We start from the raw sequence: 14,260 nt of genomic DNA, 5'->3' as shown, positions 1-14,260 counted from the left end.
TCCTTCATAAGCTCACAGAAGGACATTTCACTTTTTGGGAAGCAGTAAAATGTCCTTCATAGGCTCTCAGAAAGACAATTCAAACTAAAAGTCATCTGAAAATGTCTTATACATAACCTCTCTTTTTCCCATTAAAATCCATCCAAAAGCTGAAACTTAATTGTTTTTTTACATTAACTTGAAACCCTTTTCAAACATCATAATATTCACCCCCCTACCTTAGTTTTGTCTCCTACCATTAATAATTGAAGTTTTATATAGTAAGAGTATCAGAAAGAAAGCGTTTAATTACCACCATTGGAGGGACAATGATGATTAGAAAAGCATCAATTATGTTTGTTTATAAAGATCAGTACGAAGAGTATCAACGTCGTCATGATGAGTTATGGCCGGAGATGGAAAAAGAACTTAAAGAACACGGAGCACATAATTATTCTATTTTTCTAAATGAAGAATCTGGTCAGCTGTTTGCCTATTTAGAAATTGAGGATAAGGAAAAATGGAATCAAATGGCTTCAACAGATATTTGTCAAAAGTGGTGGACGTATATGGAACCTTTAATGGAAACAAATCCAGATAATAGTCCAGTTTCAAAAGAATTAAAAAGTGTTTTTTATTTAGCTTAAAACACATTAGGTTGAAAGGAGTATGCACATGGCTGGAAAAAAAGGAATGAAGTCTACAATCACTGTAGCAATGTCGAACTATTTAGAAGCCGGTTCAATCGTTGCGGGAGCTGGTGGTCTTACACTTTGGATGGAATATTTAAATTTAGATGACTTTAAATTAGGATTACTTGGAGCTTTAAGTGCAAATGGCTTTGGAGCAGCCATTGGGGCATTAGCTGGAGGGATATTGGTAGATAAATATGGTCGGAAATTAATTTACAAATATGATCTACTATTATATATGCTTGGTGTTCTATTGATTACATTTTCTTTTAACTTTCCAATGTTATTAATTGGTTATGTTATTACAGGTATTGCTGTAGGTGCTGCAATTCCGGCTGCATGGACATATATTGCTGAAGAGGCTCCAGATAATGAACGTGCTGCCAGGGTAGGTTTTGGACAATTAGCATGGTCAATTGGCCCTGCAGTATCATTACTATTATCTGTAGCACTTGCGCCACTAGGTCTTTTAGGAAGCAGAATTATCTTTGCTCAATTATTTGTAATCGCTTTAGTTACTTGGATTTTACAACAGCAAATCAATGAATCGACCATTTGGGAAGAAGAGAAGAAAAAAGAAGAGAAATTAAAGGCAAAGTTAAAAGCAACAGGGCAAGTAGCAGAAAATCCAATCAAGGAACTTTTTACAGTAAAAGCAAACCGCCAGGCAATTATTTTACTGCTGGGAATTTATGTTTTCTGGAATTTAGTTGCAGGGGTAATGGGCTATTTCATGCCATATATCTATGAAACAGTAGGCGGACTTTCCTCAGCCCAGGCCAATCTATTACAAGCATTTTTATGGATATTAACAGTCGCATCTACTTACTTTGTGTTTATTAAGTTAGGTGACAAAGTTAGCAGGAAAATTCTATATACTGTAGGAGCAGTAATGGGAATAGTGGCATGGGCTGTTCTTTCATTAGGATCAATGGGTCTTACTGAGTTATTCCTATTTGTTATCCTATGGGGGATTGCAGCAGGATTTGGAGCCCAGGCATTTTATGGATTATGGGCAAGCGAACTATTCCATACAAAATATCGTGCAAAAGCACAAGGCTTCTTATTCTGTATTGCTCGCGTAGCGGTAGGACTTATTTCGCTTATCGTGCCAACAATGATAACGGTTCTAGGGTTTAAAATATCAGGCTTAATTATGATTGGATTCCTAATAATTGCAGCTATAATCGGTTTTGTAATGGCTCCTGAAACAAGAGGGAAGTCTCTAAAACAAATTGAACAAGAACGTTATAGTGCTTAACATCTATAAACTGATGATACTTAAAATGTATCATCAGTTTTTTGTATTTAACTATAACTTATTACTATATGATTTTATTCATTTTTCTAATAATATTGAAGCCCTACGAAGAAAAAGAATGTTAAGATAATAAAAGGTATCATTTAAGGGGGGGATCTTATGAGTCATGTCATAAAACGTAACAATGTGAAAATAGAAGGTTCAGGTGAAAAAACAATCATTTTTGCGCCTGGCTTTGGGTGTGATCAGACAGTCTGGCAAGATGTTAAGAATGCTTTTTTGGACGATTATAAAGTGATTTTATTTGATTATGTAGGAATAGGAAATTCTGATATAGAGTCATATGACCCGGAAAAATATCATACATTATCAGGATACGTTCAGGATTTACTGGATATTTGTTCTGCTTTAGATTTGGAAAAAACTATTTTTGTTGGTCATTCTGTTAGTAGTATGATTGGAATGTTGGCATCAATTAAAAAACCTGCCTACTTTTCTACCCTTATTATGATCGGACCGTCTCCATGCTATCTTAACGATCCTCCATCTTATTACGGAGGTTTTGAAAAGAACGATTTGTTGGGGTTGCTGGATATGATGGAAAAAAACTATATAGGATGGGCAAATATGTTTGCTTCAACCCTTGTAAATGATCCGAATAGGCATTCACTGTCAAAGGATCTTGAAAACCGTTTTTGCTCTACAGATCCGGTCATTGCCCGCCAATTTGCTGAAGCTACCTTTTTTTCCGATAATCGGGGAGACTTATTTAAAGTAACTGTTCCTTCCTTAATTATGCAATGTTCAAATGATATCATTGCACCAGATGAGGTCGGAGAATACCTTTTACATCAACTACCAAATAGTGAATTGAAGCGGTTAATTGCAACCGGTCATTGTCCACATATGAGTCATCCTGAAGAAACGATACAAGTCATTCATCAATATCTTGAGGAGTTTTCTGTTACTGATACTAACTAACATTAAGGAGAAAAGAATGGATGAACAGTTGAACTGCGCACCAGGTGGATTTCTATCATTATCTGAAGATAGCGTAATTCGATCAGTTAATCAAACTCTATGTGAGTTACTCGATCTTTCTTCTGATGTGATAATAGGACAGCATATACATGCTATTTTACCTAAGTCGGCTCGTGTGTTTTACGAACTTTATTTCATGCCACTTGTTCAAATTGGAAAAAGAGTAGAGGAATTGTATATCTCTTTAGAAGCAAAAAATGGGAAAGAAATTCCTGTCCTTATAAATGCTAATAAAAGGGTACACAATTACCAAAATGTAATAGATTGTATACTTATTCCTATAAAAATAAGAGATGAATATGAAAATGTCCTACTTAATACAAAAAAAGAATTAGAAAAAACTCTCTTGGATAAACAGAAAGCAGTTTCTGAATTAAAAACTGCGTTAAAAACAGTGGAAGAAAAACAACAAGAATTACTGGAATTATATGAGCAAAATCAAAAATTTAAAATTGAAACGAAAAGAGAATTGGAGCTTGCCAGAAAAATACAAGAAACAGCATTACCAGATCGAATTTTTAATGAATGTATACATATAGAATCTCATTATAAAGCATCACATGAATTATCTGGAGATATTTATGGTATTTATCAAATTGATAAATACCGGTATGGAGTGATTATTCTGGATGTCATGGGGCACGGTATTTCATCAGCATTAATTACCATGTCACTCCAGTCATTGTTTCAAAGATTGATCCTAAAAGATGGAAATCCCCAAACGGTTGTGAAAGAATTGGATCAATATCTACACAATCTCTTTCAAAATAGTGAACAATCAATGTATTATTGTACAGTCATTTATCTATTGATAGATACAGCAGCACAGAAGATTGACTTTATCAATGGCGGTCACCCACCCGCATTTTTACAAGATACAACAGGAATAAAAGAACTCCAGTCATCTTATCCTCCTATCGGAACTTTCGAGGGAATAGAATTTAAAACAACAACACTTCCATATGAAAAAGGAAGTAGATTGCTACTCTATACAGATGGTGTAACAGATCCCTTTGGATTTAATCATTTAAAACCTTTGCTCTTGAACAATCTAAATATTCCCCTGGTAAGTTTAAAAAAGAAAATTATTCAGTCTATAGATAGCACAGAATTTGCTTATCATGAAAGTGATGATCAATGTTTTTTATTAATAGATTTATTGTAAAAACATCATGCGAAAAAAGGAATATGTTTATGACATTTTAAGTGTGGAGAACTCGCTACAGATGGGGCAAAATCATTCCTAAGTAACTAGTTAGATAAGAAATTAAAATTGATAAAATATATATAGGTTTAGAAGGAAAAACCACTGTAAGTGAGAATTACAGTGGTTTTTTATTTTTTGTTGAAATACAATATATCTTCGCTGAAGTAGATTATGAAGGTAAAAAAGTAAAAAAAACATCAATAACAGTCAATATAATTGTATCGAAAATGAAAGTTAATGTGGAATAATGTAAACGCTATCAAAAAACCGACCCAAATGACCTGTTAGCATAATATTCTTTACTTCTACCTAAATTTGCTACTAGAAAGAAACTTCCCCAAACAATATACGTTTTTAACAAGCATTAACTTCATAATACTTATTCCAATAGATAGCTTGATATGTAACTTTCAAATATTCGTTGACCAATTCTAAAGTATGTTCTTAAAGGGGGTGAGGAAATTTGTACTAATAAGGAAAAGAATGGAGGTAAGTCTATAAAACAGAGCAGGGGTTGAAATGTCAATATTTCACTTATCATCATGTGATTTTGATTTGCAAGATTAGTAAATGTGTAAAAAAGTAAACTTATTGTTTTTACTTTTTAACATGCAGAAAGGAAAGATGATAAAAAATGGCCAGGAAAAGAATAAAACTAAAAAAAGCAGTCGGTACTTTAACGATTGCTTCTATGCTAATAGGATCTATCATTTCTATAAATCCGAGTGAATCCAAAGCAGAAGTAACCACAAAAACAATCACAATCGATGGAAACAATGTAGATGAATATAACAGATTTAAAGGGTTTGGAACAGTAACGGCTAATAATACATCACGTTTAATGCTGGATTATAAAGAAGAGCATCCAAAAAAGTATTGGGAAATGATGAATCTTTTATTTAATAAGGATACAGGTGCAGGTTTATCACATGTAAAGGTGGAGTTAGGTGGGGATGTGAATTCTTCCTCAGGAACTGAACCTGCAACAATGCGCTATGCAGATGAACCTGCAAACGTTTTAAGAGGAGCAGGATTCCAGTTTGCAGCTGATGCAAAATCAATTAACCCTGATATTACAACGGAAATTTTACGTTGGGGTGAACCTAGATTTACTTGGAATGGTGCAGCAGAAAAAGAATATGAAAACCGATACCAATGGTACAAAAAGACAATAGATGCAGTGTTTCATGAATATGGATTTAAATTGGATTATATAGGAATCTCACAAAATGAAAGAGCACAAAATAATGGTAGAAATGAAGTTGACTGGCTTAAATATTTTACGACAAAAATAAAAGAAGAGCCGAACTATGAGACTGACTATAAAGATATTAAACTTGTTGCTGCAGACGGGTATCGTGATACAAAGACGATTAGTCGCACTCTTCTTGATCATTCAGATTTAATAGATGAAATTGATGTCATTAGTTCCCACTATGGGCTGACTGGTTCAAATGAGCTAACTGAGTTACAAAACAAATTAATTGATGAAGGTAAGAAGCCAAAAGAAATCTGGGTTTCTGAAGGAATTGCTCCAATGATCAACGCACGTTATCGTGAAAATATGGAGCCGAATTACAATGGACTTGGTGGGAAAGCGGGAATTATTGATGTAACATCACGGATTATTTCTGTGTATTCATGGACAGGTGCACAAAATAATCCACTAAATGCTGTTTCTTTTGATTTCCAGCCGTCTGTTGCAGCCTTTTATGAAGGGTCAGCGTATAATCCGAAGCACTTAATTAGTGCCTATGATCCATGGTCAGGTTTTTATGAAGTTGACGGTGGGGTACAAGGAGTGCGCCATGTCATGAACTTTGTTGGATATGATGATCATTCAACACCTGAAAACGAGCGCTGGATGTACGTAAAAGACGCAACATATAGTGATGGGAACTTCTTTGATGGTGGTGTTGATGTTGACACGAGTACTCATAACTACCTTACGTTAAAAGACCCGCAAACAGACGATTATACGACTGTTTTTGCAAATAATACAAAGGAAACCCGGAACTATAAAATTAAAACGGAAAATTTAAGCGGCAAAGAAAATGCACCAATCTATGTATGGGAAACACGTGGGCCAGATAAAGGTGAATCATATGATTCAAATTGGTTTAAAAATATTAATGTAATTACACCTCAAAATGGTGAATATGAGATTGAAGTAAAACCATATTCAATTGTGACGATATCTACATTAGATAAGGAGTCAAAAGTGAAAAATTTTGAATATGAGTCACAGCCTGTCGATATCTCAAAAGACAAGATTTTATCATTACCATATAAGGATGATTTTGAATATAGACAATATCCGGTTGATAAAAAGGGTAGAGATTATGTTGAGCGACGGGGAGGTACTCCGCGGTATACAACCGACCAAATTGGGGCATTTGAGGTTGTCAATAAAGCAACGAAACCAGTCACAAGTGGAAGTTCAAAACGGACAGATCTTAAAATACCTGATGCAAAAGCACATGGTAATATGCTGCAGCAAAAAATGACTCCTGACATTATCGGAGCGGATTGGGCAGTTTGGGGTGGGACAGATGGATCAGCCTCTAACAGTAATCCACATACGACAATAGGTGATCACCGCTGGGTCAATTACAAAGCTTCTTACGACTTTTTATTGGACACACATACACCGGAAGCAGAGGGCAGAAGTAACTATGCTTTAATTGGCGTACGTCAAGTGAAAGCAGGCGGGTCAGATTCTTATGCACCGTACAATGCCCGTATATATAGTGATGGAAAATATGAGATCCTTAAACTAGGCAAAGTTGTTGAAAGCGGAAAGATTGATAAATTCAATAACAAAGTTTGGCATAATTTAGGGTTTGAAGCAAAAGAAAATGTATTTACTCTTTACCTAGATGGAAAGAAAATTGCTGCATATACAGATGAAGATTCAACTGTAATGGCAGGCAGAGTCGTTTTAGGTTCTGGATACTATGAAACTCTTATTGATAATTTGCGAATAGATCCTATCAAGGGATACACTTATGAGTCTGAAAAGGTAGACAGTGCACAAGGGAAAAAATTTGAAACGGAAGAAGAAGCTTTAAACAATAAGGATAAATTAAATCCAATCGGGTATGTTGGGAAATGGAGTTATACACAAGCGGGTTATGCGCACTTTAACCGTACGCTGATGACAGCAGCAACTGATATTCCTGTTTGGAACGGTGTGACAGTAGGACATGGTGATTCAACAACAGAGAAAGGCACATTGAATAAAGTTTACTATTCCGGCAATTGGTCTTCCAACAATTCGAATGCATGGACCTCAGATGGTTCTCTGGAAATTACATTTAAGGGGACAGAAGTTAGGTTATATGGTATAACAAATCCTTCAAATGGAACAGCTGATATTTATTTGGATGGAAAATTAGTCGGTGAAGCTAATTATGTAAATAATAGTGAAATTCATCAGCAAGTGTGGTCTTCGGAAATACTTGAAGATAGAGAACATACCCTTAAAGTAGTAGCAAAAGAAAAGTATCTTAGCTTTAGTAAGGTCGAAATTGAAACAAACGATCCAGTCTTGTCTGTCCAAAAATTAACACCAAATGATATGGTGAAAATATCTGATGAATCACTTATTGGTAATGAAGAGAATACCGTATATGCGTTTAGAAAAAATAATACCTGGGGATCAAATAATACAAATGCTTGGGCGAATTTTAATGATGATCCATATCTTCTAATCAATTTCTATGGAACAGGAATTGATTACCTCTCCGGAACAGGTGATAAGAGCCTTTATAATTTTGAACTTGATGGTGTGGATATGGGTAATTTTGCTGTAGATTCGAGCACAGGTGTAAGATACTCTGTAAGAGGTCTTGAAGAAAAAGAGCATACGTTAAAGGTTTCATTAAAAGATAATGAACCGAAAGAAACATACATGGATTATCGAGGAGTAAATATCTACAGTACACCAAAAGTGGAGAGCTCAACTAGCAGTATGATCTTTGATTTTAAAGGTTCAGGCTTCAATTTATTCGGAGCAACTCCGGATGCGGTCATTGATGTGTATGTAAATGATCAATTAATCGATGAAAATGTTAGAATTTTCTCCAATGGAGACAGACAAACATCCTATCAAATAAGAGGATTTAAAGATAAGAAGCACACAGCTAGAGTAGTTGTAAAAGGTGGTACATTTGTTTTGGATGGTATAGATGTAATAACTGGAAAAAACAAAGTTGAAGTTAATAAAGATAAACTGCAGATGTTATATGATGACCATGTAGATAAAGATCAGAAAAACTATACAAAGGAGAGCTGGAAAATTTTCCATAGAGCATTCATGAATGCAAAAAAAGTTTTGAAAAATCCACAGGTTACGATAGATCAAGTAGCAGAATCAAGGTTTATGCTCATTGAAGCAGTTGAAGGGTTAATTGAAAAATAAACGTGTATAGCTAAGAAGTTCATGCTTTCCATAGTAAGTGCCCAATTATATATAAAGGTGCTGACGGACGATATCACTATTGAGACCTGGGTTATGTTAAGCCCGGGTTTTCTTAGTATGGGATTTAAGTGAAGAAAGCTGTTGTACCTAAAAGTTCGAATCATAAAAGTAAAAATAATACGAAAATGAGTAAAAAAATTGATACTCAAATAAGGGGACACAATTTAATATAAAGGTATTATGGCACCAACGAGGAGGGGAAAAGAATGGAAACATCCGGTTGGACAGGAGGCATATACAGAATTTGTGATTGGATTAGTAAACTTGCTTATATAAATCTATTATGGATGTTCTTTACATTAGCCGGTCTTATTTTATTTGGAATAGCACCTTCAACGGTAGCTTTATTCACAATAATACGTAAATGGATGATGGGAGAACATAACATTTCAATCTTTTCTTCGTTTTGGAATGTCTATAAACGAGAGTTCAAAAAGGCAAATATTCTTATGGGGACATTATTAGTTGTCTTAGCTTTTATGTATATTGACTTAGTATTGATTCAGGCAATGCAAGGATTACTGCATTTTGTTTTCTTAACATGTTTTGTGATTATGTCTATGATCCTATTGGTTATCTTCCTATATATATTTCCTGTATATGTACATTTTGAAGGCTCAATCCTTCATTATTATAAGTCTTCTATTCTATTAGGAACCTCTTTTCCATTACGTACTTTCATGATGGTTCTCGCCGTCGGAACTGGTCTGTTCATTAGTTTACTTTTTCCTGGTGTAGCTGTTCTGTTTTTAGGTAGTGGAATAGCTTTTGCACTCACGTACTTTTCTTACTCGATCTTTCCAAAAATGAGTCCTAGTGTGGATGTTTGAAAAGAATAGCTGAATTTTTATTATAGACACCCTATCAACCTAATGGTCTAGGGTGTTTTTTGTTGTTTCCTAAATAGGCAAACCCAAAGAAGTAAAAAATGTTGTAACTTTCATCAAAATACCGTTAAGGTTTGCAATGATGTTTTTCCTATAATAAATACATATTAAAAGAGAGGTGATACCTAATGGACTCGAAAGCAGAAATTAATACATCCTCAAAAGTACTAACAAGGAGAAAAAAAGGATCAACTGAAAAGACCGAAAGTCTGGCAGGTTTTTTATTTGTATCTCCAATGCTGATTGGTGTTTCTATATTAGTATTACTACCAATCTTCGCTACATTTATACTAAGTTTCTCAGATTGGAAGTTTATCCAAAGTATTGATCAGCTGAAGTGGGTAGGTTTTGAGAACTTTAAAGAATTAATGGGAGATAAAGTGTTCCTGAAATCATTATTAAATAACGGGATCTTCTTATTTACAGTGCCGATTTGTATGGCTGTTTCTTTACTCTTAGCTGTGGTTATTGATAAAAGCGTTTACATGAAAAGTTACTTTAAAGTTGCGTTTTTCATGCCTTACATTTCAAGTGTCGTGGCGATTGCGGTTGTTTGGCAAGTTTTATTTCACCCTTCCTCAGGACCGATAAATCAGACGCTTATGTCATTAGGAATTGAGAATCCTCCATTGTGGATAGCGGATCCTAATTTTGCGTTACTATCTGTCATGATCATTCAAATATGGATTTCCGTAGGCTTTAACTTAATTATCTATATTGCCGGCCTTCAATCAATTCCTCTAGAATTATATGAAGCAGCAGAGATGGATGGGGCGAGTTCCTGGGTTAAATTTCGTCATATAACATTCCCGATGGTCTCTCCAACATCATTTTTCTTACTAATTACAGGAATCATTTCAACCTTTAAAGTGTTTGATTTAATTGCTGTTTTAACAAAAGGTGGTCCTTTACACTCAACTAGTATGCTAGTTTGGCATTTGTATGACACAGCTTTTGTTAATTTGGATATTGGTTATTCATCTGCAATGGCCGTTATTTTATTCTTTATTGTATTTTTAATCACGATATTCCAATGGGTTGGCCAAAAAAAATGGGTTAATTATTAAGGGGGGAACTCTATGACGAAGCAATTAAATGCTCAAAAACTCATTATAACGATTGTTGTTTTCCTACTCAGTATTTTGTTTTTATTGCCTTTTGTATGGATGTTATCAACTTCATTTAAAATAGAAGCAGATGTTTTTAAATTTCCTATTGAGTGGATACCTGAAAGGTGGAACGGGTTTAATAACTATCAACAAGTTTGGTTCGGTGACTTTCCATTCTATATCTATTATTGGAACTCAATCAAGGTTGCGGTGTTGACAACATTGGTTTCATGCACAGTTTCCGCTTTAGCTGCTTATGGTTTTTCAAAAGTTAATTTTCCTGCTGGGAAATGGTTATTTATCATCGTTCTAGCAACATACATGGTACCGCCACAGGCAAGTTTAGTTCCACAGTTTATTTTATATCGAAATATTGGATTATTTGATAGTCATTTAGGTCTTATTCTATTGGGAAGCTTTAGTGTTTTAGGGACATTTATGCTCAGGCAGTTCTTTATGGGGATTCATAATGAATATATTGATGCTGCGAAAATTGACGGTGCAGGTCATTGGAGGATCTTTTGGTCTATCGCATTGCCGATTGTAAGGCCGGCTGTTGCAACATATGCCATATTAAGGTTTATATGGACTTGGAACGATTATCAAAATCCATTAATTTTCTTACGTACAGACGCACTTTATACCATTCAATTAGCTATGCAAAAGTTTACAACAATTAATGGAGAATTTTATTCATTAATAATGGCTGCTGCTGTATCTGCCATTCTACCATTGTTAATTGTGTTTATTATTGGTCAAAAACAAGTAATTGAAGGAATTGCACTAGGTGGAGTAAAAGGTTAATAGTAGATATCTACTATAAAAGTCAAATAATTTCCGAGATGGGTAAAATTATTTTTATAACTATGATAAATGCCTTTGCTAAAATGTGTTGTGTAAGGGTTTACAATAAAGTAAGCTAATTAAAGGGGGAAATATAGTATGAAAAGAAAGTTTTGGTCAACATTAGCAGCTTCTACTATGTTAATTGGAGTGCTGGCAGGTTGTTCAGGAGGTGGTGGAGAAAGTACCTCCGGGACAGAAACTGATAGTAAGGGGTCTGACGAAGCGGTTACGATTAAATTCCATACACATGGTAATGAAACAAGCTATAATTGGGAAAAAACCATCGCTGCATTTGAAGAAGAATTTCCTAAAATTGATGTAGATCTCGTTATCCTAAGTGAAAAGGGTGACACACAGGAAGCAACGCAGAAGTTAGATTTAGCTGCTGCATCTGGTGAGCAATTAGATGTCTTAATGTTTAGTGATCCAGCTAGTTATGCCCAAAGGGTAGCGTTAGGAATGGTTGCGCCAATTGATGAATTTATCGAAGAAGAAGGATACGAGTTAAACGAAGAATATAAAGTAGATACTAAGATTAATGATAGCTATTACGCACTTCCAGGTAAGTTTAATCCTTGGTATGTATTATTAAACAAAAATCATTTAGATGAAGCAGGACTTGAAGTACCGGCTGATTGGACATGGGATGAGTATATGGAATATGCGAAAAAGCTTACAACAGACGATCATTATGGAACCTATTTTCATGGTCCTCAAGGTGGAGGCTGGATGGAGTTTATGAAATTAGCTCTTGCCAGTGAAGAAGATAATACAGAATTCGTAAAAGCTGATGGCACATCTAATTTCGACAGTCCACTATTTAAAAAGACTTTGGAAATGAGAGAACAAATGGAAAAGGTAGATAAGTCAGCGACACCATATACAGATATCATTTCACAGAAGCTTCATTATCGTAATCAATTCTTTGGTCAAGATGCAAGTATGGTGTTAATTGGCAGCTGGATGAACACTGAGCTGGGTGGTACGGATCAGTTCCCATTAGACTTTAATGTAGCAGTAGCTCCTTATCCAAAAAATGAAGAGGGAGATGCTGGTGGATTTTCCCCGGTTACAACGGACTTTATGTCTGTAGCTGCTAATTCTGAACATAAGGAAGAAGCATATACATTTATTCGTTGGTATACAACTGAAGGGCAAGTGGTTCAAGGGAAAAATGTTCCTTCCTGGAATGGTGTAAGTGAAGAAGACCTAGATTCTATTATTGACGGCATTCTGGCAGGTACGGCAACACCAGAAAAAGTAGATAAAGAATCGTTAGTGAATGTATTAAAAGGGGCAAAATCATCTAAGATTATACCACCTGTACCATATCAAGCAGAGCTGTACAAAGTTGTAAATGAAGAGTACGAAAAGTTGATTTTAGGTGATCAAGATATTGATGCAACGATAAAAGCAACTCAAGAAAGAGCACAAGAAATTATCGATAATAATAAATAATCAATTGAAATATTTTAGGTTCGGGCGTAAATGTCATTTTCTCACCATAAAGTGGAGAAATTGGATACAGCAAAAGCTGGCGCCCTTTCTTTTAATTACTAACATAAAATAAAGAAAGGTGATCATATGTCTACGAATTTAGCTTGGGTTGAGGAAGCTTGGCAAAAAGTCAATTCTAAAGTGGAAAGAACGAGTGTGAAAATTGGTGCAAACTTTCCGCATGCAAGTGTAAAAGGAGATTATCATTTAGAATCTCCATCATGGTGGACGGCGGGATTTTGGCCGGGGCTTTTATGGCTATTGTATCGTGACACAAAAAATAATTCATTTAAGGAAATAGCGGAATCATGTGAAGAACAGCTCGATCATGTTATCACAGATTACTATAAATTAGATCATGATATGGGATTCATGTGGACACTTACAAGTGTTGCAAGATATAAACTATTATGTGATGAAGACTCCAAAAGACGTGCATTGTTAGTGGCAAACTTATTAATGGGAAGATTTAATGCATCAGGAAACTATATTAGAGCTTGGAATCCATGGCACGAAGGTGAGGATAATGCAGGCTGGGCCATTATTGATTGTTTAATGAATTTACCTTTATTGTTTTGGGCGACAGAAGTAACAGGGGATCCAAGATATAGTATTGTTGCTAAAAAACATGGGGAAACCGTATTGGATCATTTCATACGAAAAGATGGATCAGTGTATCATATTATTCGATTTGATCCAGAGACTGGTGAAAGAGTTGAGGCAATCGGAGGTCAAGGCTATGCGCCTGAATCAGCATGGTCCCGCGGCGCATCATGGGCTGTTTATGGACTTTCTCTTCTTTATAAATATACAAAAGAGGATAAATATCTACAGGCAGCTAAAAATGTTTCACACTTCTTTCTTGCAAACCTGCCTGAAGATTATGTACCACATTGGGATTTTAGACTTCCAGAGAACATAACAAAGCATCGGGATTCATCTGCAGGCGCAATTGCAGCATGCGGACTATTGTTATTATCTGAACAGGTAAGTGAGACAGAATCTAAAATATATAAGGAATCAGGCATAAAAATCATTAAGTCTTTATATGAGAATTACGGAGCTTGGGATACTGTAGAAGAGGATGGTCTAATTCTTGAAGGTACAAGTCATTATCCGGAAGGTAAGAACATAGATGTACCACTCATTTACGGTGATTATTTCTTTGTTGAAGGTCTTGCCGTTTTAAAAGGAAATAGACAACTATTTTGGTAAGTTATTAAAAAACAAGACAGTGTTTTTACTACTAATTACAGAC

The 14,260-nt window shown here is 35.1% G+C and carries 10 protein-coding genes; all 10 read left to right on the top strand.

What is annotated here, in order from left to right; genetic code table 11:
- The first annotated feature begins 311 nt into the window (after positions 1-311).
- The 10 genes from rhaM (at position 312) to LC095_RS18920 (ending at position 14,217) form a co-directional block, all read left to right on the top strand.
- Positions 312-626 (top strand): L-rhamnose mutarotase, encoded by a 315-nt coding sequence (gene rhaM / locus LC095_RS18965; protein WP_226529644.1) that lies wholly within the window; start codon positions 312-314, stop codon positions 624-626.
- Between the two features lie 28 nt (positions 627-654).
- Complete coding sequence (locus LC095_RS18960) at positions 655-1,932, top strand: MFS transporter (RefSeq protein WP_226529643.1); 1,278 nt, start codon at positions 655-657, stop codon at positions 1,930-1,932.
- A 159-nt stretch (positions 1,933-2,091) separates the two neighbouring features.
- The gene (locus tag LC095_RS18955) at positions 2,092-2,913 is read left to right on the top strand and encodes an alpha/beta fold hydrolase (RefSeq protein ID WP_226529642.1); all 822 of its coding nucleotides are present in this window, start codon (positions 2,092-2,094) and stop codon (positions 2,911-2,913) included.
- 16 nt (positions 2,914-2,929) lie between these two features.
- A complete protein-coding gene (locus tag LC095_RS18950; protein ID WP_226529641.1) occupies positions 2,930-4,138 on the top strand; it encodes a PP2C family protein-serine/threonine phosphatase in 1,209 nt (402 codons plus the stop codon).
- A 676-nt stretch (positions 4,139-4,814) separates the two neighbouring features.
- Positions 4,815-8,603, top strand: a complete 3,789-nt coding sequence (locus tag LC095_RS18945; protein ID WP_226529640.1) for an S-layer protein — start codon at positions 4,815-4,817, stop codon at positions 8,601-8,603.
- A 266-nt stretch (positions 8,604-8,869) separates the two neighbouring features.
- Positions 8,870-9,493, top strand: a complete 624-nt coding sequence (locus LC095_RS18940) for a YesL family protein (RefSeq protein WP_226529639.1) — start codon at positions 8,870-8,872, stop codon at positions 9,491-9,493.
- A gap of 185 nt (positions 9,494-9,678) precedes the next feature.
- Positions 9,679-10,617 (top strand): carbohydrate ABC transporter permease, encoded by a 939-nt coding sequence (locus LC095_RS18935; RefSeq protein WP_226529638.1) that lies wholly within the window; start codon positions 9,679-9,681, stop codon positions 10,615-10,617.
- 12 nt (positions 10,618-10,629) lie between these two features.
- Positions 10,630-11,463: a carbohydrate ABC transporter permease gene (locus tag LC095_RS18930; protein ID WP_226529637.1), complete on the top strand. Its 834-nt coding sequence runs from the start codon at positions 10,630-10,632 to the stop codon at positions 11,461-11,463.
- A gap of 138 nt (positions 11,464-11,601) precedes the next feature.
- On the top strand, positions 11,602-12,963 hold the full coding sequence (locus tag LC095_RS18925) for an ABC transporter substrate-binding protein (protein ID WP_226529636.1): 1,362 nt from the start codon (positions 11,602-11,604) through the stop codon (positions 12,961-12,963).
- Positions 12,964-13,089: 126 nt separating this feature from the next.
- On the top strand, positions 13,090-14,217 hold the full coding sequence (locus LC095_RS18920) for a glycoside hydrolase family 88 protein (RefSeq protein ID WP_226529635.1): 1,128 nt from the start codon (positions 13,090-13,092) through the stop codon (positions 14,215-14,217).
- Positions 14,218-14,260 lie beyond the last annotated feature (43 nt).

Source organism: Metabacillus niabensis, from assembly GCF_020524345.1.
GTDB lineage: Bacteria > Bacillota > Bacilli > Bacillales > Bacillaceae > Metabacillus > Metabacillus niabensis_B.
This window is presented reverse-complemented; position numbering and strand designations above follow the sequence as displayed.

Bases quoted from the DNA above. Each gene is read 5' to 3' on its own strand.
- LC095_RS18920 (WP_226529635.1), top strand. From the start codon at position 13,090: ATGTCTACGAATTTAGCTTGGGTTGAGGAAGCTTGGCAAAAAGTCAAT.
- LC095_RS18925 (WP_226529636.1), top strand. From the start codon at position 11,602: ATGAAAAGAAAGTTTTGGTCAACATTAGCAGCTTCTACTATGTTAATT.
- LC095_RS18950 (WP_226529641.1), top strand. From the start codon at position 2,930: ATGGATGAACAGTTGAACTGCGCACCAGGTGGATTTCTATCATTATCT.
- LC095_RS18945 (WP_226529640.1), top strand. From the start codon at position 4,815: ATGGCCAGGAAAAGAATAAAACTAAAAAAAGCAGTCGGTACTTTAACG.
- LC095_RS18960 (WP_226529643.1), top strand. From the start codon at position 655: ATGGCTGGAAAAAAAGGAATGAAGTCTACAATCACTGTAGCAATGTCG.
- LC095_RS18935 (WP_226529638.1), top strand. From the start codon at position 9,679: ATGGACTCGAAAGCAGAAATTAATACATCCTCAAAAGTACTAACAAGG.
- rhaM (WP_226529644.1), top strand. From the start codon at position 312: ATGATTAGAAAAGCATCAATTATGTTTGTTTATAAAGATCAGTACGAA.
- LC095_RS18930 (WP_226529637.1), top strand. From the start codon at position 10,630: ATGACGAAGCAATTAAATGCTCAAAAACTCATTATAACGATTGTTGTT.
- LC095_RS18940 (WP_226529639.1), top strand. From the start codon at position 8,870: ATGGAAACATCCGGTTGGACAGGAGGCATATACAGAATTTGTGATTGG.
- LC095_RS18955 (WP_226529642.1), top strand. From the start codon at position 2,092: ATGAGTCATGTCATAAAACGTAACAATGTGAAAATAGAAGGTTCAGGT.